The organism is Dyella japonica DSM 16301, assembly GCF_001010355.1.
GTDB classification, from domain to species: Bacteria; Pseudomonadota; Gammaproteobacteria; order Xanthomonadales; family Rhodanobacteraceae; genus Dyella; species Dyella japonica.
Genome location: NZ_JPLA01000021.1, coordinates 1 through 20,084, shown reverse-complemented (window position 1 = coordinate 20,084; position 20,084 = coordinate 1). Strand labels below are relative to the sequence as shown.

23 protein-coding genes are annotated in these 20,084 nt (G+C 65.1%); 15 read left to right on the top strand and 8 right to left on the bottom strand.

What is annotated here, in order from left to right; all coding sequences use genetic code 11:
* The first annotated feature begins 6 nt into the window (after positions 1 to 6).
* Both holA and nadD read left to right on the top strand, forming a co-directional pair.
* On the top strand, positions 7 to 1,017 hold the full coding sequence (gene holA / locus Y882_RS08115; protein WP_046971409.1) for a DNA polymerase III subunit delta: 1,011 nt from the start codon (positions 7 to 9) through the stop codon (positions 1,015 to 1,017).
* Positions 1,014 to 1,646, top strand: a complete 633-nt coding sequence (nadD, locus tag Y882_RS08110; protein WP_046971408.1) for a nicotinate-nucleotide adenylyltransferase — start codon at positions 1,014 to 1,016, stop codon at positions 1,644 to 1,646. Before holA ends, nadD begins: the two co-directional genes overlap by 4 nt.
* A gap of 112 nt (positions 1,647 to 1,758) precedes the next feature.
* Here the strand turns inward: nadD and msrB are convergent, their stop codons facing one another.
* The 3 genes from msrB to Y882_RS18820 form a co-directional block, all read right to left on the bottom strand.
* Positions 1,759 to 2,379 (bottom strand): peptide-methionine (R)-S-oxide reductase MsrB, encoded by a 621-nt coding sequence (msrB, locus tag Y882_RS08105; RefSeq protein ID WP_046971407.1) that lies wholly within the window; start codon positions 2,377 to 2,379, stop codon positions 1,759 to 1,761.
* Positions 2,380 to 2,408: 29 nt separating this feature from the next.
* On the bottom strand, positions 2,409 to 4,127 hold the full coding sequence (locus tag Y882_RS08100; RefSeq protein WP_046971406.1) for a cytochrome c biogenesis protein DipZ: 1,719 nt from the start codon (positions 4,125 to 4,127) through the stop codon (positions 2,409 to 2,411).
* A 121-nt stretch (positions 4,128 to 4,248) separates the two neighbouring features.
* The gene (locus Y882_RS18820) at positions 4,249 to 4,944 is read right to left on the bottom strand and encodes a hypothetical protein (protein ID WP_052949789.1); all 696 of its coding nucleotides are present in this window, start codon (positions 4,942 to 4,944) and stop codon (positions 4,249 to 4,251) included.
* 364 nt (positions 4,945 to 5,308) lie between these two features.
* Here Y882_RS18820 and Y882_RS08090 point away from each other — a divergent pair, with 364 nt between their 5' ends.
* From Y882_RS08090 to Y882_RS08055, 8 genes are all read left to right on the top strand, one after another.
* Entirely contained in the window at positions 5,309 to 5,833 is a 525-nt protein-coding gene (locus Y882_RS08090) for a sigma-70 family RNA polymerase sigma factor (protein ID WP_046971423.1), read from the top strand.
* A gap of 5 nt (positions 5,834 to 5,838) precedes the next feature.
* Positions 5,839 to 6,498 (top strand): NrsF family protein, encoded by a 660-nt coding sequence (locus Y882_RS08085; RefSeq protein WP_046971405.1) that lies wholly within the window; start codon positions 5,839 to 5,841, stop codon positions 6,496 to 6,498.
* Between the two features lie 504 nt (positions 6,499 to 7,002).
* Positions 7,003 to 7,302, top strand: coding sequence for a hypothetical protein (locus Y882_RS08080; RefSeq protein WP_046971404.1), 300 nt, complete (start codon positions 7,003 to 7,005; stop codon positions 7,300 to 7,302).
* Between the two features lie 320 nt (positions 7,303 to 7,622).
* Positions 7,623 to 8,015, top strand: coding sequence for a ribosome silencing factor (gene rsfS / locus Y882_RS08075; RefSeq protein ID WP_046971403.1), 393 nt, complete (start codon positions 7,623 to 7,625; stop codon positions 8,013 to 8,015).
* Positions 8,016 to 8,099: 84 nt separating this feature from the next.
* Positions 8,100 to 8,570 (top strand): 23S rRNA (pseudouridine(1915)-N(3))-methyltransferase RlmH, encoded by a 471-nt coding sequence (gene rlmH / locus Y882_RS08070; RefSeq protein WP_046971402.1) that lies wholly within the window; start codon positions 8,100 to 8,102, stop codon positions 8,568 to 8,570.
* A 110-nt stretch (positions 8,571 to 8,680) separates the two neighbouring features.
* Entirely contained in the window at positions 8,681 to 9,130 is a 450-nt protein-coding gene (locus Y882_RS08065) for a GNAT family N-acetyltransferase (RefSeq protein WP_046971401.1), read from the top strand.
* Positions 9,131 to 9,213: 83 nt separating this feature from the next.
* Positions 9,214 to 10,725, top strand: a complete 1,512-nt coding sequence (scpC, locus tag Y882_RS08060; protein WP_425479422.1) for a succinyl-CoA:acetate CoA-transferase ScpC — start codon at positions 9,214 to 9,216, stop codon at positions 10,723 to 10,725.
* Between the two features lie 30 nt (positions 10,726 to 10,755).
* Positions 10,756 to 11,325 carry a Maf family protein gene (locus Y882_RS08055; protein ID WP_046971422.1) on the top strand — a complete coding sequence of 190 codons (570 nt, stop codon included), beginning with the start codon at positions 10,756 to 10,758 and terminating at the stop codon, positions 11,323 to 11,325.
* An 8-nt stretch (positions 11,326 to 11,333) separates the two neighbouring features.
* On the opposite strand, the gene Y882_RS08050 is transcribed toward Y882_RS08055, so the two are convergent.
* The gene (locus Y882_RS08050; RefSeq protein ID WP_046971399.1) at positions 11,334 to 12,140 is read right to left on the bottom strand and encodes a CPBP family intramembrane glutamic endopeptidase; all 807 of its coding nucleotides are present in this window, start codon (positions 12,138 to 12,140) and stop codon (positions 11,334 to 11,336) included.
* Between the two features lie 209 nt (positions 12,141 to 12,349).
* Here Y882_RS08050 and Y882_RS08045 point away from each other — a divergent pair, with 209 nt between their 5' ends.
* Positions 12,350 to 13,903, top strand: a complete 1,554-nt coding sequence (locus tag Y882_RS08045; RefSeq protein ID WP_046971398.1) for a hemolysin family protein — start codon at positions 12,350 to 12,352, stop codon at positions 13,901 to 13,903.
* A gap of 79 nt (positions 13,904 to 13,982) precedes the next feature.
* Here the strand turns inward: Y882_RS08045 and Y882_RS08040 are convergent, their stop codons facing one another.
* On the bottom strand, positions 13,983 to 14,378 hold the full coding sequence (locus tag Y882_RS08040) for an MAPEG family protein (RefSeq protein WP_425479421.1): 396 nt from the start codon (positions 14,376 to 14,378) through the stop codon (positions 13,983 to 13,985).
* 108 nt (positions 14,379 to 14,486) lie between these two features.
* On the opposite strand from Y882_RS08040, the gene ypfJ reads away from it, so the two are divergent.
* Positions 14,487 to 15,353, top strand: coding sequence for a KPN_02809 family neutral zinc metallopeptidase (gene ypfJ / locus Y882_RS08035; RefSeq protein WP_046971397.1), 867 nt, complete (start codon positions 14,487 to 14,489; stop codon positions 15,351 to 15,353).
* A 91-nt stretch (positions 15,354 to 15,444) separates the two neighbouring features.
* Complete coding sequence (locus tag Y882_RS08030) at positions 15,445 to 15,807, top strand: YkgJ family cysteine cluster protein (protein WP_046971396.1); 363 nt, start codon at positions 15,445 to 15,447, stop codon at positions 15,805 to 15,807.
* 2 nt (positions 15,808 to 15,809) lie between these two features.
* Here Y882_RS08030 and Y882_RS08025 read toward each other — a convergent pair whose 3' ends face one another.
* Together Y882_RS08025 and Y882_RS08020 are read right to left on the bottom strand one after the other, a co-directional pair.
* On the bottom strand, positions 15,810 to 16,595 hold the full coding sequence (locus Y882_RS08025) for an anti-sigma factor family protein (RefSeq protein WP_046971395.1): 786 nt from the start codon (positions 16,593 to 16,595) through the stop codon (positions 15,810 to 15,812).
* Positions 16,582 to 17,154: a sigma-70 family RNA polymerase sigma factor gene (locus Y882_RS08020; protein ID WP_046971394.1), complete on the bottom strand. Its 573-nt coding sequence runs from the start codon at positions 17,152 to 17,154 to the stop codon at positions 16,582 to 16,584. Before Y882_RS08020 ends, Y882_RS08025 begins: the two co-directional genes overlap by 14 nt.
* A gap of 138 nt (positions 17,155 to 17,292) precedes the next feature.
* Between Y882_RS08020 and Y882_RS08015 the strand changes: the two genes are divergently transcribed.
* Both Y882_RS08015 and Y882_RS08010 read left to right on the top strand, forming a co-directional pair.
* A complete protein-coding gene (locus Y882_RS08015; protein ID WP_046971393.1) occupies positions 17,293 to 18,234 on the top strand; it encodes a metallophosphoesterase family protein in 942 nt (313 codons plus the stop codon).
* Complete coding sequence (locus Y882_RS08010) at positions 18,231 to 18,587, top strand: cupredoxin domain-containing protein (RefSeq protein ID WP_046971392.1); 357 nt, start codon at positions 18,231 to 18,233, stop codon at positions 18,585 to 18,587. The genes Y882_RS08015 and Y882_RS08010 overlap by 4 nt, the downstream gene beginning before the upstream one ends.
* Here Y882_RS08010 and Y882_RS08005 read toward each other — a convergent pair.
* Positions 18,574 to 19,374, bottom strand: coding sequence for a dioxygenase family protein (locus Y882_RS08005; RefSeq protein WP_046971391.1), 801 nt, complete (start codon positions 19,372 to 19,374; stop codon positions 18,574 to 18,576). The genes Y882_RS08010 and Y882_RS08005 overlap by 14 nt on opposite strands.
* Positions 19,375 to 20,084: the final 710 nt, after the last annotated feature.

Genomic DNA, 20,084 nt, shown 5'->3' with positions numbered 1-20,084 from the left:
ACCGTCATGCCGCTCAACGCCATGCAATGGCAGAAATCGCTGGCCGCCGATCAGCTGCGGCCGGTCTACCTGCTGGCCGGCGAAGAACTGCTGGTGCTGGAAGCGGCCGATGCGCTGCGCGCGCAGGCACGCAAGCTCGGTTACGCCGAGCGCGAAGTACTGGAAGTGGGCAATCACTTCGACTGGGATGACCTGGCGCGTGCGGCCGCCGGCATGTCGCTGTTTGCCACGCGCCGACTGCTTGACCTGCGTCTTCCGACAGGTCGCCCCGGCACCGAAGGCGCCAAGGCCATCAACGAGTTCTGCGCCAATCCGCCGCCCGACGTGACCTTGCTGATCACGGCGATGGACTGGAGCAACAAGCACGAGGGCGCCTGGACCAAGAACCTGGATGCCGCCGGTGCGCTGGTGGTGTTCAATGCGCCGCGCCCGAACGAATGGGCCGCGTGGATCGGAGCGCGTCTGTCCTCGCGTGGCCTGTCCGCCACGCCGGATGCGGCCGCCTTGCTGGCCGAGCGCGTCGAGGGCAATTTGCTCGCCGCGGCGCAGGAGATCGACAAGCTGGTCGTGCTGCACGGCCAGGGCAAGATCGACGCGCAGGAGATGGAAAATCTCGTTGCCGACAGCGCCCGCTACGATGCCTTCAAACTCACCGATGCGGCGTTTGCGGGCGAGGGTGGCCGTGCGCTGCATATCCTCGCTGGCCTGCATGCCGAGGGCGAAGAACTCATCGGTCTGATGGGCTGGCTGGTCAATCAGCTGCAGCTTGCCCTGCGACTGGCCAATGCGCGCGACTTTGCCGCGCAAGCCCGCGCCGAACGCCTGTGGCCCGCGCGCGAGCAATTGTTCCGCAAGGCACTGCGCCGTGCACCGCGCGAACATTGGTTGCAGTGCCTTGCACGCGCGGCACGTATCGATCGCATGGCCAAAGGCCGCGAGCAAGGCGATGCCTGGCTGGAAGCCGAGCGCCTGATCGCCGCCATCGCCGAACCGCGGGCCGCCGGCGCACTGGCATGAAGCCGCTGGCGCTCTTCGGTGGCACCTTCGATCCGGTGCACCTGGGACATCTCAGCGTCGCCTGGGAAGCGTCCGAGCTGCTCGACGCCGAAGTGCGTCTGATGCCTTCACACGTGCCGCCCCATCGCCATGCGCCCACCGCATCGCCTGCACAGCGCGTGGCAATGTTGAAGGCGGCGCTGCAAGGCCAGGATCGCCTCAGCCTGGACACGCGCGAACTGCGCCGCGAGGGACCCTCGTACACGATCCACACCTTGCGCGAATTGCGCGAAGAGCAGGGCGAGCGCCCCCTGGTGTTGCTGCTGGGCGCCGACGCGTTCGCCAACCTGCCGAGCTGGCATAGCTGGCGCGAGTTGTTCGATTACGCGCACATCGGAGTGCTCAACCGACCGGGCATCGACGCCGCATGGTCGGTGGAGCTGGCCGTGGAAATCCTGCCGCGTCGGGTGAGCGATCCGAAGGTGTTGCAGGAGTTGCCGGGCGGCAAGGTGATTGAGCTGGCGGTGACGCCGTTGGAAATCTCCGCCACGCGCATCCGCGATCTATTGGCGGAAGGGCGCGATCCTCGGTACCTGCTGCCGTGCGGGTTGTTTGAAGATCCTTCCGTTCTCGCGCCCTATCGCGCATAGCAAATGTGCGCCGGTGCGATGGCGCGACAAGCGAACGGAGCAATACGCCGCGGCGCCGCGGTCGCGCACAAGGTGCGCTCCCACAGACCAACAGGCGCGTTGGGCTACGCCTCTACGACGTCCTCGGCACAAACCTCAACGCCACCGAATTCATGCAATAGCGCAAGCCCGTCGGCCGCGGCCCATCGTCAAACACATGGCCCAGATGGCTATCGCAACCCGCGCAACTGACCGCGATGCGCTCCCAGCCGAACGAGGAGTCGCGTATCTCGATCACGTTCTGCTTGGCGATCGGTTGCCAGAAACTCGGCCAGCCGGTGCCCGAATCAAATTGCGTGGCCGCGTCGAACAACGCCGTATCGCACGCCGGGCAGCGATAGAGTCCCGGCACGGCCGGCTTCTCGTGCGCACCGCTGAAGGCACGCTCGGTGCCCGCACGGCGCATCACGTAATAGGCGTCGTCGTTCAAGCGCTCATGCCATTGCGCATCGTTGAGCACCAGTTTGCGCACGTGGCATGTTCCCAGCTTGTGGCCATCGTCCGCAAAGCAAACCAACAGCATGTCGGCGCCGGTGGCCGGCGGCGTCGCCGCCATCGCGGCACCGCTCAACGGGCCACGCTTCAACAGCGTGGGCAGTGCAAAGCCTCCGATGGCAGCAACAGCTCCTCCTGTGAGCGCCGCGCGCAGAAAGCGGCGACGCTCCAGTTTCACGATGTCCTGGGTACGGGACATGGCAACCTCCGTGAGGTTAGTGGCGTGAATCAGCCGAAGGTAAAGGCGTAGGCCTGCACGCCGGGATCGAGGAAGGTGATTTCGAAGGTGCGCTCGCCCGTGCCGTTGGCCTGGCGAACCAGTTGGTAGAGACGCTGCGAGCTCACGGTGCCGTTGCCGTCGGCATCGGTATCCATGCCGTGATCGGCGCCTGGCGTCTTGCCGTCGATGGTGACGCGGAAGCGCACCGGCTTGCCGTCATGCCCGGGGCCCAACACCAGATGCAAGTCGCGGCCGCGGAAGCGGTAGACGATGCCGCCGTTGGCGCTGTCCAGCCGCGCACTTTCATCGCGGACGGTCCAGCGGCCATCGAACGCCCACTGATTGGTCATCAGGGTCTTGGGCGCGTGATACGTCCACACGTCGTCATGCGCCACCTGGCCACCGGCAAAATTCTCGGCGCGGGCGTAGCCGACATAGGTTTCCGGCGAGCGCATCGCGTCGCCCGAACCGGCCGCTTCTGCACCCTTGGCGCCCGGCTGCACATAGCCGCCAGGGAGATTTTTCTGGCCGGCTTCGGTGAGCAGCTGGCGGATCACGTCCTCGCTCTGCTCATACTCGCCTTCGCCAAAGTGGTGATGGCGGATATGGCCCTGCGGATCGATGAAATAGTGCGCCGGCCAATACTCGTTGTTGAAGCCTTTCCAGATCGCGTAGTTGTTGTCCAGCGCCACCGGGTAATCGACGCCAAGGTCCTTGATCGCCTTGCTGACGTTCTGCGGATCCTTCTCGAAGGCAAACTCCGGGGCGTGCACGCCGATCACGACCAGGCCGTGATCTTTGTACTTGTCAGCCCAGGCATGCACATAGGGCAGCGCGCGGATGCAGTTGATGCACGAGTACGTCCAGAAGTCGACCAGCACCACCTTGCCGCGCAGCGACTGCACGGTGAGCGGCGCGGTGTTGAACCATTGCGTTGCGCCTTCCAGCGACGGCAGCTCGCCTTCGATCGGCAACGGCTCGCCTTGCTTGACCACCGGCTGCGGCGCGGGCGCCGGACGGGCCGCGTCGATCAGCTTCTGCTCGATGCCACCGGTGCTGGCCAGCGCCACCCGCGTGAGCACGCCGGTATCCAGGCCAAGGGCAATCACGGCCACGCCGGCAAGCACCAGCACGCCAAGGGCGCGGCGCACCCATTCGCCCGCGCCCAGCGACCGCTTCATCAGCGAGAACACGCGACCGCCGATCACCAGCGCCAAGGCCAGCGAGGTGGCGGCGCCCGCGGCATAGGTGAGCAGCAGCAAGGAGGTCTGCAGGCTGGCGCCGTTGAGCGCCGCGCCGGTCAGCAGGAGGCCGAGGATGGGACCGGCGCAGGGCGCCCACAGCAGGCCGGTCGCCACGCCGAGACCGGCGGCGGACCAGACCGAATCGTTTTCATCAGAGTGCTGCGACAGCTTGTTGCCCAGCGCCACGAACGGGCGGCTGATCCATTCGGCCAACCGGGTGGAGAGCAGGGTCAGGCCCAGCACCGCCAGCACCACCAGCGCGATGATGCGTCCGTACTGATTGGCCTGGATCGCCCAGCTGCCGCCCACGGCCGCGAGTGTGGCGACCAGCGCAAAGGTCAGCGCCATGCCCAGCAGCATCGGCAGGCCGTTGCGTGCGAACGGACGATCCGCCCGTGCGAATACGAACGGCAGCACCGGCAGGATGCACGGGCTGAGGATGGTCAGTACACCGCCGAGATAGGCGAGGATCAACACGAGCATGGCGCAGAGGTCCGAGGGGATGTCACCGGATCATTCGCCCGGGCTGTGTCTCAGGTTACATGCGCCAAATGTAAAAGGCCCGGCGCATGGCCGGGCCTCGTGGCTTGCCTGGCGGCAACAATCAGAAGCTGGCGCGCGCGCCCAGCGTGATGTTCTCGGTGCCGTCGTTGTTGACGCGCACGCCGCCGTGCAGCGCCCAGGTCGGATTGAAGCTGTAGACCAGGCCGAAGTCGGCAAACACATTGCCCAGGATGCCCGGGCCGCCATGGCTGTAGCGCCCGCCGTTGCTGTAGCCGATATAGGCACTGGCGACCAGGCGGTCGATCACGCGGCCCATCACGCCGGTGTTGATCGCCCAGAGGTCGCCGTTGGTGCCGACGCTGCCGCAGCGGCGTGCCGAGTAGGCGCCCGCCGTGAGCCAGTCGCAGTAATGGTCGCTGACGCGATCGTGCGTGTACGACACCTGGGTCACCCAGTCGGCCTGCGAGCCGATGGAAGCGGCATAGCCCATGCCCAGCGACCACGGACGCGCCTTGAACTTGTCACTGGAGCCGTAGGTATAGCCCGAAACATAGTCGCTGCTGGAATAGGTGGGCGAGCGCAGGTCGCTGTAGCGGCCGAACACGTGGAAATTGTCGGCGAACTGGTAGGAACCGCTGAGCGACGCACCGTCTGCCTTGGCGTAGTGCCCCGAGCCGGTCACGTTGACGTAGTCGAGCTGCACATAGGTGTAGCCGATGCCGTTGCTGTTGGTGGCCTGGGCAGCTAGCGGGGCGACGCAGGCGGCCAGCGCCATCGCCGTGAGGATCTTCTTCATTGGAGCATTCCTTGCGATTGAAAGCGTGCGGTCTGCGGGGGAGGGGCAGACTCGGCGCGTATTAGGCCAGCCAGGGGATTGGGCGGGCTATCGGATGACTCCGAAAGCCGCGGAGCAACGCGATTTAAGTCCATGCTTGCAGCGATTGAGAGGCTGCGCCGAGGGTGGCCAGAGGTAACCTGCGGCTGGCTTGCGTCGAATGAAGCAACAGGACTCGCGACGCTGCGCCATGACCGCCACCTTGACCGCAACCCACTCCATAGGTCTAGATATCGTCCTTTCCCGCTGGGCCAGGATCGATTCAACCGTGAGCGACGCTGCTGCTCCCATCGGCGACACGCAGGAGCGCCAGCGCGCCGCGTGGATGGCTGCGGCACAAGGCGGCGACCGGCGGGCCTACGAACAGGTGCTGGCAGCCTCGGTGCCGCTGATCCGCGTCGCGGCCCGGCGCAAGGGCGTGGCGGTGGATCAGCTCGACGACGTGGTGCAGGAAACCCTGCTCACCGTGCATCGGGTGCGCCACACCTACGATCCTTCCCGTTCATACGACGCGTGGCTGTCCGCGCTGGCCGGCCGGCGTGCGATCGATGCGCTGCGCAGCCAGGGACGCCGTGGCAGCCGCGAAGTGCATGACGAGCTTGCGTACGACATGCATCCGGACATCGACGATGCGACTGCCGCGACAGAGCGCGAGCAGGAGGCGCAGCGCCTGCACGACGCGATTGCCTCGCTGCCGCCGGGTCAGCGCGAGGCGATCGAGCAGCTGGGTCTGAAAGAACGATCGCTGGCGGAGGCATCCGCCGAGACGGGGCGCCAGACCGGCGCACTGAAGGTCAACCTGCATCGCGCGCTCAAGGCGCTGCGGTCGCGTTTCCACGGAGAATCCTGAGCACCATGGCCGAACCCCGACTCCCCGAGTCACTGATCCAGTCGCTGGGCGACCAGCTCTTGCCGGTGCGGCGCTTGCCGCCCCCGTGGGTGCGCACGCTTGGCTGGCTGGTGGTGGTGGCGGTGATCGCGGCAGGGCTGTTGGCGCATTACGGCGCCACGCACATGATGCGCCGCTTCGAGGCCGCGCCGGATATCGCCATGGCCGGCGTGGGCGCGGTGATCACGGCGGTCTGCGCGGCATGGGCGGCGTTTACGCTGGGCGTGCCGGGGCGCTCCTCGCGTTGGGCCTGGCTGCCCTTGCCCGGCCTGTTGCTGTGGGTGGGCGCCAGCGGGCTGGGCTGCATGCGCGACTGGCTGGGACCCTCGGCGCATATCGCCGCCTTCCATGAGGCGAGCGACTGCCTGATCTTCATCATCAGTCTTTCGGTGCCGCTGTCGGTGTTGTTGATCTGGCTGCTGCGTCGTGCCTGTCCGCTGCGCCCGGTACTGGCGGCGATCATGATAGGTCTGGCGTCGGCAGCGGCCTCCGCCGCCTTGCTCGAGATCTGCCACGCCTTCGCGGTGGCGGCCACCGACCTGCTCACGCACGCCATGGCGGTGGCCATCGTGGTGCTGGTCAATGCCCTGATGGGCGGGCGCCTGCTGCAGCCTGCGCTGAAATAAAGCGCTCACACACTGAATCAACTGGCGTCGCCAGACCGCGCAAAACAGATGTTGCGCCGCAGCACATCGGGGCTGTCAGCACGCATCGCGCATGCCCTTGACGTGGCGCTTCCACGGCCGGCCCGCACCGCGACAGGGAGGCGCCGTCAGGCGTATCGGGGCACCGCATCCGCGCGGCCCACGCACCGCAGCAATCGCAATTTTTTGCTGCCGGTTTGTCCGTATTCAAACTGAATGGCGGTATCTGCACGCCACCTGCGCTTGTCATGCATGGGTATAGGCTTCCGCTCCGGAAGGGGGCGCGGATCAAGCGATCCGTTGGCAGTGGTTTGACGGACCAGGGATGGACCGTTCGCATCGTGCAGGAATGCTGATGCGGCGTGGCCGGTGCGGATGTACTCGCAGCCGGTTTGCCGTGGTCGTTCGGGAGGGACGATGGCGGCTGTTCCATGGAAGTGCGGCACCCCCGCACGGTTACCTCACCGCTTCTGGAGATACCTGACCATGAAAGTTTCCCGTTACGCCGTACTCGCCTTCGCGACCGCCGTGGTGTTCGGCCTTGCCATGTCCCCCGTCATGGCACAGAGCACCACGCCGCAGTCGACCCAGGACGCCAGCAAGGACGCGATGAAGTCCAGCTCGGATGCCATGAAGTCCAGCAGCGATTCGATGAAGAGCGACGCGATGAAGAGCGATTCGATGAGCAGCGACTCGATGAAGAGCGATTCCAGCCAGCACCATAAGAAGCAGCACAACACCAAGAAGAGCGCCGCGCCTGCCGCCGCGTCGACCGCCGGCCACTGATACCGTCGCGCTGAAAAAATGATGAGGCCCTCTCCGGGGAGAGGGCCTCTTTTTTTGCCCGTTATTGCCCGTGCGCGCCCGCTTTTCGGGTGTGAGGGAGGTATCGGTTGGATGTCGCGGCAGGCTTTTCCGCTGCGGGTCAGCGATGCTCAAACCCGGAAGAAGTGCCGTTTTTGAGCCGTTTGACCCCGCCTTGCGAGGGCCCGACGCTGCCGGGGCCACGGCATCTGGCATTTTCCGTTTGACATGCGCTTCAAGGTGGTCCGGTATACTGGTATTGCGCGATCCCGCGCGTCGATCCCGCATCGAGGCAAACGCACTTGAGTCAGACTGCCAAGCGCAGCACCAAATCCGCCACCACGGCGGTCGTTCGTCAGCAAGTCATCAACGCGCTGGACGAACTGAAGGCCAAGGACATTCGTGAAATCGACGTCCGCGGCAAGACCTCCATCGCCGATCTGCTGGTCATCGCCTCCGGCACCTCCGCGCGCCACGTGAAATCCATCGCCGACGAAGTCGTCAAGTTCGCCAAACAGGCGGGCGTGATGCCGCTTGGCGTGGAAGGCGAGCGCGAAGCCGAATGGGTACTGGTGGACCTGGGTGACGTGATTGTCCACGTCATGCTGCCGCGCATCCGCGAGTTCTACGGCCTGGAAAGGCTGTGGACGGTGGGTGACCGCGAAATGGACACCGAAGTCGCCAACGCGGGCTGATGCCCGCCCATCGGCGGCGAGAGCCGTGCGCCGTTCAACGCGCGCGGCCTGCCGCTTATTTCCCCGATTTCTGGATCGTGAATCATGCGCGCCCGTCTGATCGCCGTCGGCGAACGCATGCCCGCCTGGGTTGCCGAAGGCTTTGCCGAATACCGCAAGCGTCTCTCGCACGAACTCCCGCTGGAATTGATCGAACTCAAGCCCGGCGTCCGCGGCAAGGGTCGCGATGACGCGCGCGCGATCCAGGACGAAGGCGCGGCGATCCTGGCCGCGTTGCCGCGCGACATCCACGTGGTTGCCCTCGATGGCCGCGGCAAGACCTGGTCCAGCGAGGAGCTGGCGGCCCAGCTCGCCAAGTGGCGCATGTCCGGCCGCGATCTCGCGTTTCTGATTGGCGGACCGGATGGTCACGCGCCCGAGGTGTTGGCGCGTGCGGATCAGTCGTGGTCGCTCGGGCCGCTTACCCTGCCACACATGCTGGTGCGGCTGGTGCTGGCCGAGCAGCTCTATCGCGCTACCACCTTGCTGGCCGGCCATCCTTACCACCGCGCGTAAAGCAGGGCGCCGTCGACCAGGCTGCCGCGTTTTCCGCGGCAAGTGGTCATAGGCGCGCCCCGAGTCGCCTCGCATACTGGTTGCAACGACACGATTCGCGGGAGTTGCGCATGTCCATCACGGTACGCCAGGCCACCATCCACGACCTCGACCTTGTGGCGCCGCTGTTCGATGCGTATCGCGTGTTCTACGGGCAGGCGACGGATCTCGAACGGGCCACGCACTTTCTGCGCGAGCGATTCCAGCAGCATGACTCAGTCGTGATCTTCGCCCTGGACGCCGATGGCGAAGGCGCGGGATTTGTTCAGCTGTATCCGATGTACTCGTCGGTGCGCACGTCACGCAGCTATCTGTTGAACGATCTTTTTGTCGCACCGAACGCACGTCGACGCGGCGTGGCTGCGGCACTGATGCACGAGGCGATGGACTTCGCGCGTGCCGTGGGCGCAGCCGGCATGACGCTCGCCACAGCGCATGCCAACACGCCTGCACAGCACTTGTACGAGTCCCTTGGATGGCAGCGGGACGATGAATTCCGCGAGTATTTCATCCGTTTCTGATGCATCGACCATCGTCTAGCTTGCCGGGAGATTGACGTTGCCCCGCGCTAATATCGCGAGATTGCCGTGCAGGAGACATCGTCGTGGACAAGCGCATCCGCCATGCAGGATTGGCCGCCAAGGTCATGACGGCCGCCAAGGCCGCTGAACTGGTCGATCACGGCATGACGATCGGCATGAGCGGTTTTACCGGTGCGGGCTATCCCAAAGCGGTGCCTCAGGCGCTCGCCGCCCGCATGGTGGCGACGCATGAGCGTGGCGAGCCGTTCCGCGTGCGCGTGCTGACCGGCGCGTCCACTGCACCGGAACTCGATGGCGCGCTGGCGCGTGCCGACGGCATCGATCTGCGCCTGCCGTATCAGTCCGATCCGGAGCTGCGCGCGCGCATCAATCGCGGCGAGATGGATTATCTGGACATCCATCTCAGTCATGTCGCGCAATACGCGTGGTTCGGCTTCTTCGGCAAGATCGACCTGGCCGTGATCGAAGCCACCGCGATCATGCCGGACGGCAGCCTGCTGGCGTCCTCGTCGGTGGGCAACAACAAGACCTGGCTCGATCTCGCCGACAAGGTGATCGTCGAGGTGAATCATTGGCAGCCGCTCGAAATGGACGGCATGCATGACATCTACTACGGCACGGCGCTGCCGCCGCACCGCAAGCCGATACCCTTGCTCAAGCCGGACGATCGCATCGGCGAAAAATACCTGCGCCTGGATCCGGACAAAGTCATTGCCGTCGTGGAGACCAATGCGCCCGACCGCAATAGCGCGTTCGCGCCGCTGGACGATGGTTCGCGTCAGATCGCGGGACACCTGATCGATTTCTTCCGTCACGAAATCGCCAAGGGACGGCTGCATCCGCAGCTGCTGCCGCTGCAGTCCGGCGTGGGCAATATCGCCAACGCCGTGCTCGCGGGGCTGCAGGAGGGCGGCTTCAGCGGACTGAGCGCGTTCACCGAAGTGATCCAGGACGGCATGCTCGATCTACTTGAAAACGACGTGTTGTCGGTGGCGTCGGCCACGTCGTTCTCGCTGAGCCCGGCGGGGATCGAGCGCTTTCTGGCCAAGATCGATTTCTTCCGCCGGCGCATCATTCTGCGCACGCAGGAGATCTCCAATCATCCGGAACTGGTGCGCCGCCTGGGCTGCATCGCCATGAATGGCATGGTGGAGGCGGATATCTACGGCAATATCAATTCCACCCACGTCGCCGGCACCAGCATCATCAACGGCATCGGTGGCTCGGGTGACTTCGCGCGCAATGGTTTTCTGTCGTGCTTCCTCACGCCCAGTACCGCCAAGAACGGCGCGGTGTCGTGCATCGTGCCGATGGTGAGCCATGTCGATCACACGGAGCATGACGTGTCGGTGATCGTGACGGAGCAGGGCCTGGCCGATTTGCGCGGCCTGTCGCCGCGCCAGCGCGCCAAGGTGGTGATCGATCGCTGCGCGCATCCGGACTATCGCCCGATGTTGCAGGACTATGTCGATCGCGCGCTGCATGACAGCCGCGGCAAGCACACGCCGCATCTGTTGCAGGAGGCGCTGTCGTGGCACCAGCGTTTCCTCGACAGCGGCGATATGAGACCTTAGGGGTTCCTGCCTCCCCCGGGGTTGTTGCACATGCTCTATCTCGCCTCCCAATCGCCGCGCCGTCGCCAGCTGCTCGAACAGATCGGCGTGAACTTCCGCATTGTCGATGTCGATGTACCCGAGCAGCGCTTGCTGGGTGAAACGCCGCGCGACTACGTAAGCCGCGTGGCACGCGAGAAAGCCCGCGCCGGACTCGCTGCACTGGAAGAGGTCGGTGCCGCCGTGCTCGGTGCGGATACCGAAGTCGTGCTCGATGACGAAGTGTTCGGCAAGCCCGACGATGCCGAGGATGCCGCCAGCATGCTGCGCCGCCTCTCGGGCCGCGTGCACGAAGTGATTTCTACCGTATGGCTGGTGACGCGTTCAGGCGAATGGTCCGATACCAGTCTTTCGCGTGTGAGCATGCCGCCGTTGGACAACGCGACCATCGCGGCCTACATCGCCACCGGCGAACCCTTCGGCAAGGCCGGTGCGTATGGCATCCAGGGCCATGGTGCCAAGCTGATCGAACATCTGGATGGCAGCCATTCGGGTGTCATGGGCATGCCCATTTACGAGACCGCGCGACTGCTACGCACGCATTCGCTGATTGCCGCCTGACGTGCGGCTCAGTGGCTGATCACGAACCACGAGACCACGGCCAGCAGGTTGTTCATGCCATGGGCGACCACGGCCGGCCAGATCGAACCCGACTGCACGCGCAACCAGCCGAGGATCAGGCCGAGCAGGGCCAGGTTGGGCAGGGCGTACCAGAGGAACGAAAGATCCGGCAGATGCACACAGGCAAACAGCAAGGCTGACAGCACGATCGCCGTGCCATTGCCGGTGTAGCGCGCGACGGCCGACAGCAGTACGCCGCGGAACAACAACTCCTCCACCAGCGGCCCCAGGCTGATCACCAGCAAGGCCAGCGGCAGACGCAAGGCCAGGGAGGTATTGGCGCCCAGTTGCTTGATGTCCTGGCTCACCTCGTGCCCATGCGCCAACCATTGCGTGAGCATGCCGCCAACGATGGGCATCATCACGCCCGCGGCGAGCGCCGCCACGTAAAAAGCGATATGTGGAGTAGATGTGAAGCCCAGTCCGGGTGGTGCGCCTTCGGTCCATCGTTGGGGCCACCAGCGCCGCGCGAAGTGCACGATCACCGAGGCGGAAATCAGCAGCGTCACGATCACCGCCGCGGCCGTCATATCCGACTGGCCAAGCCAGTGGCGACCCATGGGAATAATCGCGCCGAGTCCACCGCCGTCGCGCAATGCGCCGACAATGCCGGCGATCAGCGTGATCGCGCTGCCCACGGCCAGCTGGAGCACGAAATACAGCACGATCAGGGCGATGGCTTGACCGGGGGTCGGCGCGCGCGAGGTCGATGGGGCTGGCGAAACGGGCAAATCAGTCAGGCGGTTCGCGTCCATCGAGTCGATCCAGAGCGCACGCGCGCAGAGTAGTTGTGCCGGCAGGTTTCGCCTCGCCGGCTGACACGATCACGCTAGACCCTGCTGCCGCGCGTGCCAATCCTGTCCTTTGGCACGGTCGGCACGGATGGCTGTCATCGCGTTCACGGCAGCGCCTTGTATAGTTAAGGAACGATCCAAGGAGGAAATCGGCGCTCAGGCGCCAGCCCATGTTTGCATTTGACTGGCTGTCCGACCCGACTGTCTGGGCAGGTCTACTCACCCTCGTGGTGCTGGAGATCGTGCTTGGCATCGACAATCTCGTCTTCATCGCGATCCTCGCCGACAAACTGCAGGCCAAGGAACGCGACAAGGCCCGCGTGCTCGGCCTCTTGCTGGCCCTGGTCATGCGACTGGCCCTGCTGGGTGCGATGTCATGGCTGGTGAAGCTCACCACGCCCGTGCTGACGCTGGGCGCCGTGTCGTTCTCGTGGCGCGACATCATCCTGTTGCTGGGCGGCGCCTTCCTGTTGTTCAAAGCGACGGTGGAGCTGCACGAACGCCTGGAAGCGGCCGATCATGACGACGCGGCCAAGCGCGCACCGGCGCGTTTCTGGCTGGTGGTCGCGCAGATCGTCGCACTCGATGCGGTGTTCTCGATCGACTCGGTGATCACCGCGGTGGGCATGGTCGATCATCTGTCGGTGATGATGATCGCCGTGGTGGTGGCGATGATCCTGATGATCAGTGCCAGCAAGCCGCTCACCAGCTTCGTCAATGCGCGGCCGACGGTCGTGATCCTGTGCCTGTCCTTCCTGCTGATGATTGGTTTCAGCCTGGTGGCGGAAGGCTTCGGCTTTCATATCCCCAAGGGTTATCTGTACGCGGCGATCGGCTTCTCGATCCTGATCGAGGCGTTCAACCAGACTATGCGCCGCAATCGCCAGCGCAGCCTGCTGGGCAGCGCGCGCACGCTGCGCGATCGCACCGCGCTGGCGGTGCTGAACCTGCTGGGTGCTGGCGGCGACGACGAAGATGTCGCGCCCAAGGCCACCGCGGCCAATCCCGAAGGCAACGTGGCCATGTTCGGCAAGGACGAGCTGGCGATGGTGCAGGGCGTGCTGGATCTGGCGCACCGGCCGGTGCGTTCCATCATGACGCCGCGGCCGGAAATCAACTGGATCGACCCGCGCGAAAACGTCGAACAGCTGCGCGCGGAAGTCACTGCGTCCAGTCATGCGTGGCTGCCGGTAGCGGGCGACGACTTGGACCAGCTGGTCGGCGTGGCATCCTCGCGTGACCTGCTGGCGAGCCTGCTTGAGCATGGCCATATCGACGTGGATCAGGTCGTGCGCAAACCGCTGACCGTGCTCGAATCGCTCAGCGTGCTGCGCCTGATCGAGGAATTCCGCCGCTCGCCGCTGCAGGTGGCGCTGGTGGTGGACGAATACGGCAGCGTGCTCGGTCTGGTCACGCCCACCGATGTGCTCGAAGTGATCGCGGGCGAGTTTCCCGACGATGAAAGCGGTGATCCCGCCGCCGTGCAGGAGACCGATGGCAGCTGGCTGCTCGATGCCAGCCTCGACCTGCGCCGCGTCGAACACCTGCTCGGTTTCAAGCTCACCGGCGATGACAGTTTTTCCACCCTGGCCGGCTACGTGCTGCAGCAGTTGGGGCGTCTGCCCGGCGCGGGCGATGCCTTCACCAGCGAAGGCCTGCGTTTCGAAGTGGTGGCGATGGACGGCGCACGCATCGAGCGGCTTAAGGTGAATCCGATCGAATGAGGCCAGCGTCGCGCACAGGGTGCGCTCCCACAGGGCAAGGCAGTTGTGGGAGCGCACCCTGTGCGCGACGCCTTTAGCCTCAGCCGATCAAAAGCGCGCGCCCCAACCCGATAACGCCCAGCACCAGCGTCACGCCCCACGCCATCGAAGACACCATGAACCCCGGTCCCCGCTTCGCCGCGTCCTGCAGGTAAGCGACCGCGTACCACACGCGGCCAGCCACCCAGACCAGACCCGCCACGCCAGCCCACAGCGGATAGCCGTACTGCACCGCCAGCCACAGGGTGGGCAGGAAGATCACGGTCGATTCCAGCGTGTTCATCTGCACTCGCCAGGCGCGCTCGAACGCCGGATGCCCGTCGATGGCCGGCGCCTTCACGCCGTATTTCTCGCGTGCATGCCCGGTGGCCCAGACGGTGCCGAACTGGAGCAGGACCGTCAGCAGGACGACGACGGCGGGCAGATGCTGGATCATGGCGGGTACTCGCGGAAAGGTCGCCCACTGTAGCCATCGCGTGCCAATGGCGGGAGGGGGCGCGAGGGGTTATCGTCTTGCCATCGTTGGATGAGCGAGGGCCTTCCTATGGATTGGCAGAAAGGCGAACGGAGTCAGAACGTCGAGGTCGACAGCGGCGGTGGTGGTGGCGGTCCCCGTTTCGGCGGCGGTCGCGGCTTGGGCATTGGTGGCATCGTCATTCTGGCGATCCTCGGCCTGGTGTTTTTCAAGGATCCGACCGCTCTGCTGAGCCAGGTCGACAGCGGAGGGCAGCAAGTTGCCGCGCCGAGTGGACAGCCGGCCAATGTCGATCCGCAGACCAAGGATTTTGTCAGCGCGATTCTTGGATCCACCGAGAAAACCTGGAGCGACATCTTCACCGCGCACGGACGGCAATACGTCGATCCCAAGCTGGACTTGTTCAGCGGCGGGGTGCGTACCGCCTGCGGTGCGGCGTCCACCGCGGTGGGGCCGTTCTATTGCCCCGGCGACCAGAAGGTTTACCTCGACGTGGCGTTTTTCGAGGAGCTGCAAAACCGCTTCCACGCCGCCGGCGATTTCGCCCGTGCCTATGTGATTGCCCACGAGGTGGGCCATCACGTGCAGAACCTGCTCGGCGTATTCGATCAGGTGGAGCAGGCGCGCCGTCGTGGTGCACGGATGGAAGGCGCCGATGGCTTGTCGGTGCGCCAGGAACTGCAGGCCGACTGTTTCGCCGGCGTCTGGGCCAACCACAGCCAGCAGCGCCTGCAGTGGCTGCAGCCGGGCGATATCGAATCGGCGCTCAACGCCGCCAGCAAGATCGGCGACGACGCGCTCCAGCAGCAGGCGCAGGGCAGGGTGGTGCCGGACTCGTTCACGCATGGCACCTCGGCGCAGCGCGTGAAGTGGTTCACCGCCGGCTTCCAGAGCGGCGATATCGCCAGCTGTAACACCTTCGCCGGCGAGCCCTAAGCGCCAAGCACGTCCAAGGCCCGCCATGCGGGCCTTCGGCGTTCTAGAATGCTCGCCTGCGCGCCTCGGGGTGCGCCTTCGAACGATCTGCATGTTGCATCCCTGCCTCAGTTGCGGTGCCTGTTGCGCCTATTTCCGCGTGGCCTTCCATTGGTCGGAGGCGGACGCGTCGCTGGATGGGGTGGTGCCGCCAGAGCTCACCGAGACGCTCGATCCCCATCGCCTGGTCATGCGAGGCACCCAGGCCTCGCGGCCACGCTGCGTGGCCCTGCAGGGCACGGTGGGGACGGCGGCCCATTGCGGCATCTACGAGCGCCGGCCTTCGGTGTGCCGCGAGGTGGAACCGTCGTGGGAGTTCGGCCGTCCCAGCGCCCAGTGCGACAAGGCGCGGCTGGGCCACGGCCTGCCGCCGCTCACGCCGGAACACTGGCCGCTGGCCGTGTCCGGCGACTGAGTTCAGCGCGCCATCAGCGGATTGGCCTCGTTCTGGAAGGCCAGCACGAACTGCTTCAGATCCCCTTCGTTGACGTCCGAGATCACCACGTAGTGCATGCCGTCGCCGGTCCAGCGGATCACGGTGTAACCGTGCTCCTGCGTGGCGACCTGCGTGGCCGAACCATTCTCGGCGGGCCACTGGAACAGGTTGATCACGTGCAGGCGGCGCTTGTAGATCAGTGCGGCCACGCTATGGCCATCGAGTGCATCAAGGCGGCCGCCCACCAGCGGAAAACCTTCGGGGGCCAGGTCCTTCACCCGCGGCGAGAAATCGAGCTTGCCCTCGAACCACGGCTTGACCGTGTGCTGGTCGGTCGACACCACGTCCAGCAGGTGCTCGCCCTGCAGTGAGCGAAGATGGCCGGCAATCGCCTGGGCGACAATTGCATTGTCCGCGCCGCGCGAGGGCAGCCAGTGCAGCCACGCCGGTACGGAGAGCAGCACCGCCGCGGCAAAACCCGCTGCCGCCGCGAACGCCACCGGCGTGCGTCGCCGCACGGTTATCGGCGTTACCTTTGACGCCGCCGCCGGCGCCACGGGCGTCGTCCATTGGGCGCGCAACGCATCCGGTGCGCGACGATACAGCGCCGGTTCGGACAAGGCCTTCTGCATGATGGCGTAAGTCTCGTAACGGGCCTTGCACGCGCTGCAGTCGTGCAGGTGGCGAGCCACGGCCGCGCTGCTGGCAGCATCCAGTTCGTCGTCGAGATAGGCGTGCAGCAGCAGCCCAGCGTCATCGCACATCATGACGGCGTACCTCCTTGGGCCGGCAGGTGAGTTCGGCCCGCAAGCGATCGCGGGCGCGGGCCAGACGGGACATCACCGTGCCGATCTTCTGTCCGGTGATGCCCGCGATTTCCTTGTATGAGCATTCTTCGAGTTCACGCAGTACGAGTATTTCGCGCAGAGGCGCCGGCAACCGTTCCAATGCCGATTGCAGTGCGCCGACGTCGACGGCGAGCAGGGTGAGCGTTTCGGGCGACGGGCCGTCGTCGATAAGTGGATGCACGGCCTCGTCCAGTTCGTCATGCAGCGCATCCTGCGGCGTGCGACTGCGCAGTGTGTAGAACGTGTTGCGCACGATGGCCAGCAGCCACACACGCACATCGCCGCCGCGGAAGCTGTCGAAATAGCGCAGCGCACGCAGCATGGATTCCTGCACCACATCCTGCGCGTCACTGGGGTTGCGTGCGAGCCAGTGCGCGAGGTTGTAGGCCGCGTCCAGGTACGGCACCACCTGCGCCTCGAAGCGAGCGCTTCGTGCGGCATCGGCGGCTCTCAGGCTGGTGGTCGGCTCGGCTGGCATAAGTGGGTATACCCCGGTTCCAGCCACTTTATTCCAACGCGGATTTCGCGGCACGTGCCGGGAATAGACCGGCGCATCGCCGGGTATTGGGCTTTAGGCGCGGGCGCAGTGTCTGCCGCCACCAGCGGAGATCCGACGATGGACGACATTCAAGACCTCGAGGCCGGCGGCCGCCGCCAGTTCCTCAAATGCATGGCATGGGCCGGTGCCGGCACGCTATGGATGATGCACGGTGGCGTATTGAAGGCCCAGCCGCTGAACGCCCAGGGTGCGGCCACCGCCGCCGACTCCGCCTTCAGCTTCGTGCAGATCAGCGATTCGCATATCGGCTTTCACAAGGCGCCGAACATGGACGTGGCCGGCACGCTGCGCCAGTCGCTGGCGATGATCAATGCGCAGAAGAAGGAGCCTGACTTCGTGCTGCACACGGGCGACCTCACACATCTGTCGCGACCGGAGGAATTCGACGCACTGTCCGGCATCATGCAGGACGCGCGCATGGCCAAGGTGTTCTACGTGCCCGGCGAACACGACGTGATCGGCGACAACGGCGCCGAGTTTTTCCGCCGCTTTGGCGAACGCCAGCAGAGCGGCGGGTGGTACAGCTTCGACCACCACGGCGTGCATTTCGTGGGACTCATCAACGTGCTGAATCTGAAAGCCGGCGGCCTGGGCTCGCTCGGCGCCGATCAGCTGGCCTGGCTGAAGAAGGATCTCGCCGGACTTTCAGCTGAGACGCCGCTGGTGGTGTTCGCGCATATGCCGCTATGGCCGCTTTATCCGGACTGGGGCTGGGGCACCGACGACAGCAACGAAGCGGTGGGCTATCTGCGCCGCTTCGGTTCGGTGAGCGTGCTCAACGGCCACATCCATCAGATCCAGCAGAAGGTCGAAGGCAGCATCACGTTCTACACCGCGCGCTCCACCGCTTATCCGCAGCCTGCACCCGGCGCGGCGCCCGCGCCGGGACCGATGAAGGACGTCGCGCCGAACGACTTGCACCGCTATCTGGGCATACGCGACGTGCGCCACGTGCAGGGCAACCATGCACTGGCCGTGACCGAGGAGGTGATGGCATGAACGTGATGTCATGGTCTCTGTCGGTGATCACGACCTTGGTGGTGGCCGCTGCGACCACCTCGCCAGCGCTTGCTGCCAATGCAGCGAAAAGCGCGCCCGCCAAGCCCACCACGGTGGACATCAAGGATTTCGCGTTTGCCCCGAAAACCTTGACCATTACGGCGGGCACGCGCGTGGTGTGGACCAATCTTGATGAAGAGCCACACGTGGTAGTCAGCGCGGGCAACCAGTTTGCGACGTCAAAAGCGTTGGATACCAGCGACAGCTACGCCATCACGTTCGATCACGCTGGCACGTATACCTATTACTGCGCCATCCATCCGATGATGGTGGGCACGATCATCGTGAAGTGACGGCGTTGTCGAAACGGTAGATGTCCATCGCCAGCAGGCCGTATTCGATGCCGGCATCGATGCGCTGGGCGTGCGAGTCCTCACCCGCCGCGCCCAGCGCCACGAACAGCGGCAGCAGGTGTTCGTCGGTGGGATGCGCGCTTTCGGCAAACGGCGCCTGGCGGCGATAGTCGAGCAGGGCGGGTACATCACCCTCGGACAATTTGTTCTCGATCCATTCGATGAAGGGGCGTACGTACGGCGCCTCGCGTTCCTCGCTGTAACCGGCGCGAAAATCGTGCAGGTTGTGCGTGATGCTGCCCGAACCGATCACCAGCACACCATCGTTGCGCAACGGTGCCAACGCGCGGCCGACCGCGAATTGATGCGCGGGCCCAAGCTGCGGCTGGATGGAGAGTGGCACGACCGGGATGTCGGCATTCGGATAGAGCAGGCGCAACGGCACCCAGGCGCCGTGGTCCAGCCCCTGCGTGGGATCCAGCGTGGTCGGCAGGCCCGCCTTGTCGAGCAGTTCGGTGACATGCGCGGCGAGTGCCGGGTCGCCCTTCGCCGGATACTGGATATCGAACAGCGCCTGCGGAAAACCATAGAAATCGTGGATGGTTTCCGGCCGCGTGGCACCCCCCACGTGAGGCTGGCGCGCCAGCCAGTGCGCTGTGGCAATCACGATGGCTCTGGGCCGCGGCAGCTCACGCGCAAGCTCCGCCAGCCGCTCGCCCACGCGACGCGGCTGGATCGCTGTCATGGGCGAACCGTGGGAGATGTAGAGGCTGGGGAGCGTGGTCATGGTGGCGTACCTCGGGGGGACCACCATAGGTTAGGGATTTGCGGGGGAATTGCAGCGTGCGTGGGGTGAACGATGCGTCATGGGAGGGGAACGATGGTGGGTTGGCGTTTGTCACGCGTTCGTCGTCCCGTCGCAGGCCGCTCTTTTGCTCGTCATTCCTGCGGAAGCAGGAATCCAGTGACTTTGCGCTCGGTTGTCGCCTCCAGGCCAGCGTGCCGCCTACGCGGCGGGCGTTTCGAACGGCTGCCGCCGCTCGAGTCACTTTTCTTTTGCTGGCCCACGCACGCGCAGGAGCGCGTGCGAACGGCGAAGCCGGCCCGAAGGGCGGAGGGCAGGATGCCCGGAGTAAAAGAAAAGTAACCCAAAGAAAATGGCCTGATAACGCCCGCAGCATTGTGTTGGGATAAGCCCGAGCGCTTGAGGCAGGCCGTCAGGGGACAACCTCCGAGGGTACACAGTGGGTACTTCAAAGCGCTGCGCAACGCGCCCGAATCGCTGAGGACTTAAAGCGGGGCCTCGCTGCGCATCGGCTTTGGGCATCCTTCCTTTCCTTTGCCACGCCGGCTTGTCTGTGGGAGCGCACCCTGTGCGCGACAGCCACGCTGCGGTGTACCGCTCCGTAGGTTTGTCGCGCACAGGGTGCGCTCCCACAAATAGCCAATCGGCAGGTTCAATGCTTCCTGAGTACACATTGTAGGAGCGCACCTTGT

What these genes read in the sequence shown, in the direction of transcription:
- msrB (WP_046971407.1), bottom strand. Translation starts at nt 2,379, where the DNA reads ATGTCCCGTACCCAGGACATCGTGAAACTGGAGCGTCGCCGCTTTCTG.
- Y882_RS08025 (WP_046971395.1), bottom strand. Translation starts at nt 16,595, where the DNA reads ATGATGTGCGATGACGCTGGGCTGCTGCTGCACGCCTATCTCGACGAC.
- Y882_RS08005 (WP_046971391.1), bottom strand. Translation starts at nt 19,374, where the DNA reads ATGACCACGCTCCCCAGCCTCTACATCTCCCACGGTTCGCCCATGACA.
- rlmH (WP_046971402.1), top strand. Translation starts at nt 8,100, where the DNA reads ATGCGCGCCCGTCTGATCGCCGTCGGCGAACGCATGCCCGCCTGGGTT.
- Y882_RS08085 (WP_046971405.1), top strand. Translation starts at nt 5,839, where the DNA reads ATGGCCGAACCCCGACTCCCCGAGTCACTGATCCAGTCGCTGGGCGAC.
- Y882_RS08050 (WP_046971399.1), bottom strand. Translation starts at nt 12,140, where the DNA reads ATGGACGCGAACCGCCTGACTGATTTGCCCGTTTCGCCAGCCCCATCG.
- Y882_RS08065 (WP_046971401.1), top strand. Translation starts at nt 8,681, where the DNA reads ATGTCCATCACGGTACGCCAGGCCACCATCCACGACCTCGACCTTGTG.
- Y882_RS08045 (WP_046971398.1), top strand. Translation starts at nt 12,350, where the DNA reads ATGTTTGCATTTGACTGGCTGTCCGACCCGACTGTCTGGGCAGGTCTA.
- Y882_RS08030 (WP_046971396.1), top strand. Translation starts at nt 15,445, where the DNA reads ATGTTGCATCCCTGCCTCAGTTGCGGTGCCTGTTGCGCCTATTTCCGC.
- ypfJ (WP_046971397.1), top strand. Translation starts at nt 14,487, where the DNA reads ATGGATTGGCAGAAAGGCGAACGGAGTCAGAACGTCGAGGTCGACAGC.
- holA (WP_046971409.1), top strand. Translation starts at nt 7, where the DNA reads ATGCCGCTCAACGCCATGCAATGGCAGAAATCGCTGGCCGCCGATCAG.
- Y882_RS08020 (WP_046971394.1), bottom strand. Translation starts at nt 17,154, where the DNA reads ATGCCAGCCGAGCCGACCACCAGCCTGAGAGCCGCCGATGCCGCACGA.
- Y882_RS08015 (WP_046971393.1), top strand. Translation starts at nt 17,293, where the DNA reads ATGGACGACATTCAAGACCTCGAGGCCGGCGGCCGCCGCCAGTTCCTC.
- Y882_RS08090 (WP_046971423.1), top strand. Translation starts at nt 5,309, where the DNA reads ATGGCTGCGGCACAAGGCGGCGACCGGCGGGCCTACGAACAGGTGCTG.
- Y882_RS08055 (WP_046971422.1), top strand. Translation starts at nt 10,756, where the DNA reads ATGCTCTATCTCGCCTCCCAATCGCCGCGCCGTCGCCAGCTGCTCGAA.
- Y882_RS08080 (WP_046971404.1), top strand. Translation starts at nt 7,003, where the DNA reads ATGAAAGTTTCCCGTTACGCCGTACTCGCCTTCGCGACCGCCGTGGTG.
- Y882_RS08040 (WP_425479421.1), bottom strand. Translation starts at nt 14,378, where the DNA reads ATGATCCAGCATCTGCCCGCCGTCGTCGTCCTGCTGACGGTCCTGCTC.
- Y882_RS08100 (WP_046971406.1), bottom strand. Translation starts at nt 4,127, where the DNA reads ATGCTCGTGTTGATCCTCGCCTATCTCGGCGGTGTACTGACCATCCTC.
- Y882_RS18820 (WP_052949789.1), bottom strand. Translation starts at nt 4,944, where the DNA reads ATGAAGAAGATCCTCACGGCGATGGCGCTGGCCGCCTGCGTCGCCCCG.
- nadD (WP_046971408.1), top strand. Translation starts at nt 1,014, where the DNA reads ATGAAGCCGCTGGCGCTCTTCGGTGGCACCTTCGATCCGGTGCACCTG.
- Y882_RS08010 (WP_046971392.1), top strand. Translation starts at nt 18,231, where the DNA reads ATGAACGTGATGTCATGGTCTCTGTCGGTGATCACGACCTTGGTGGTG.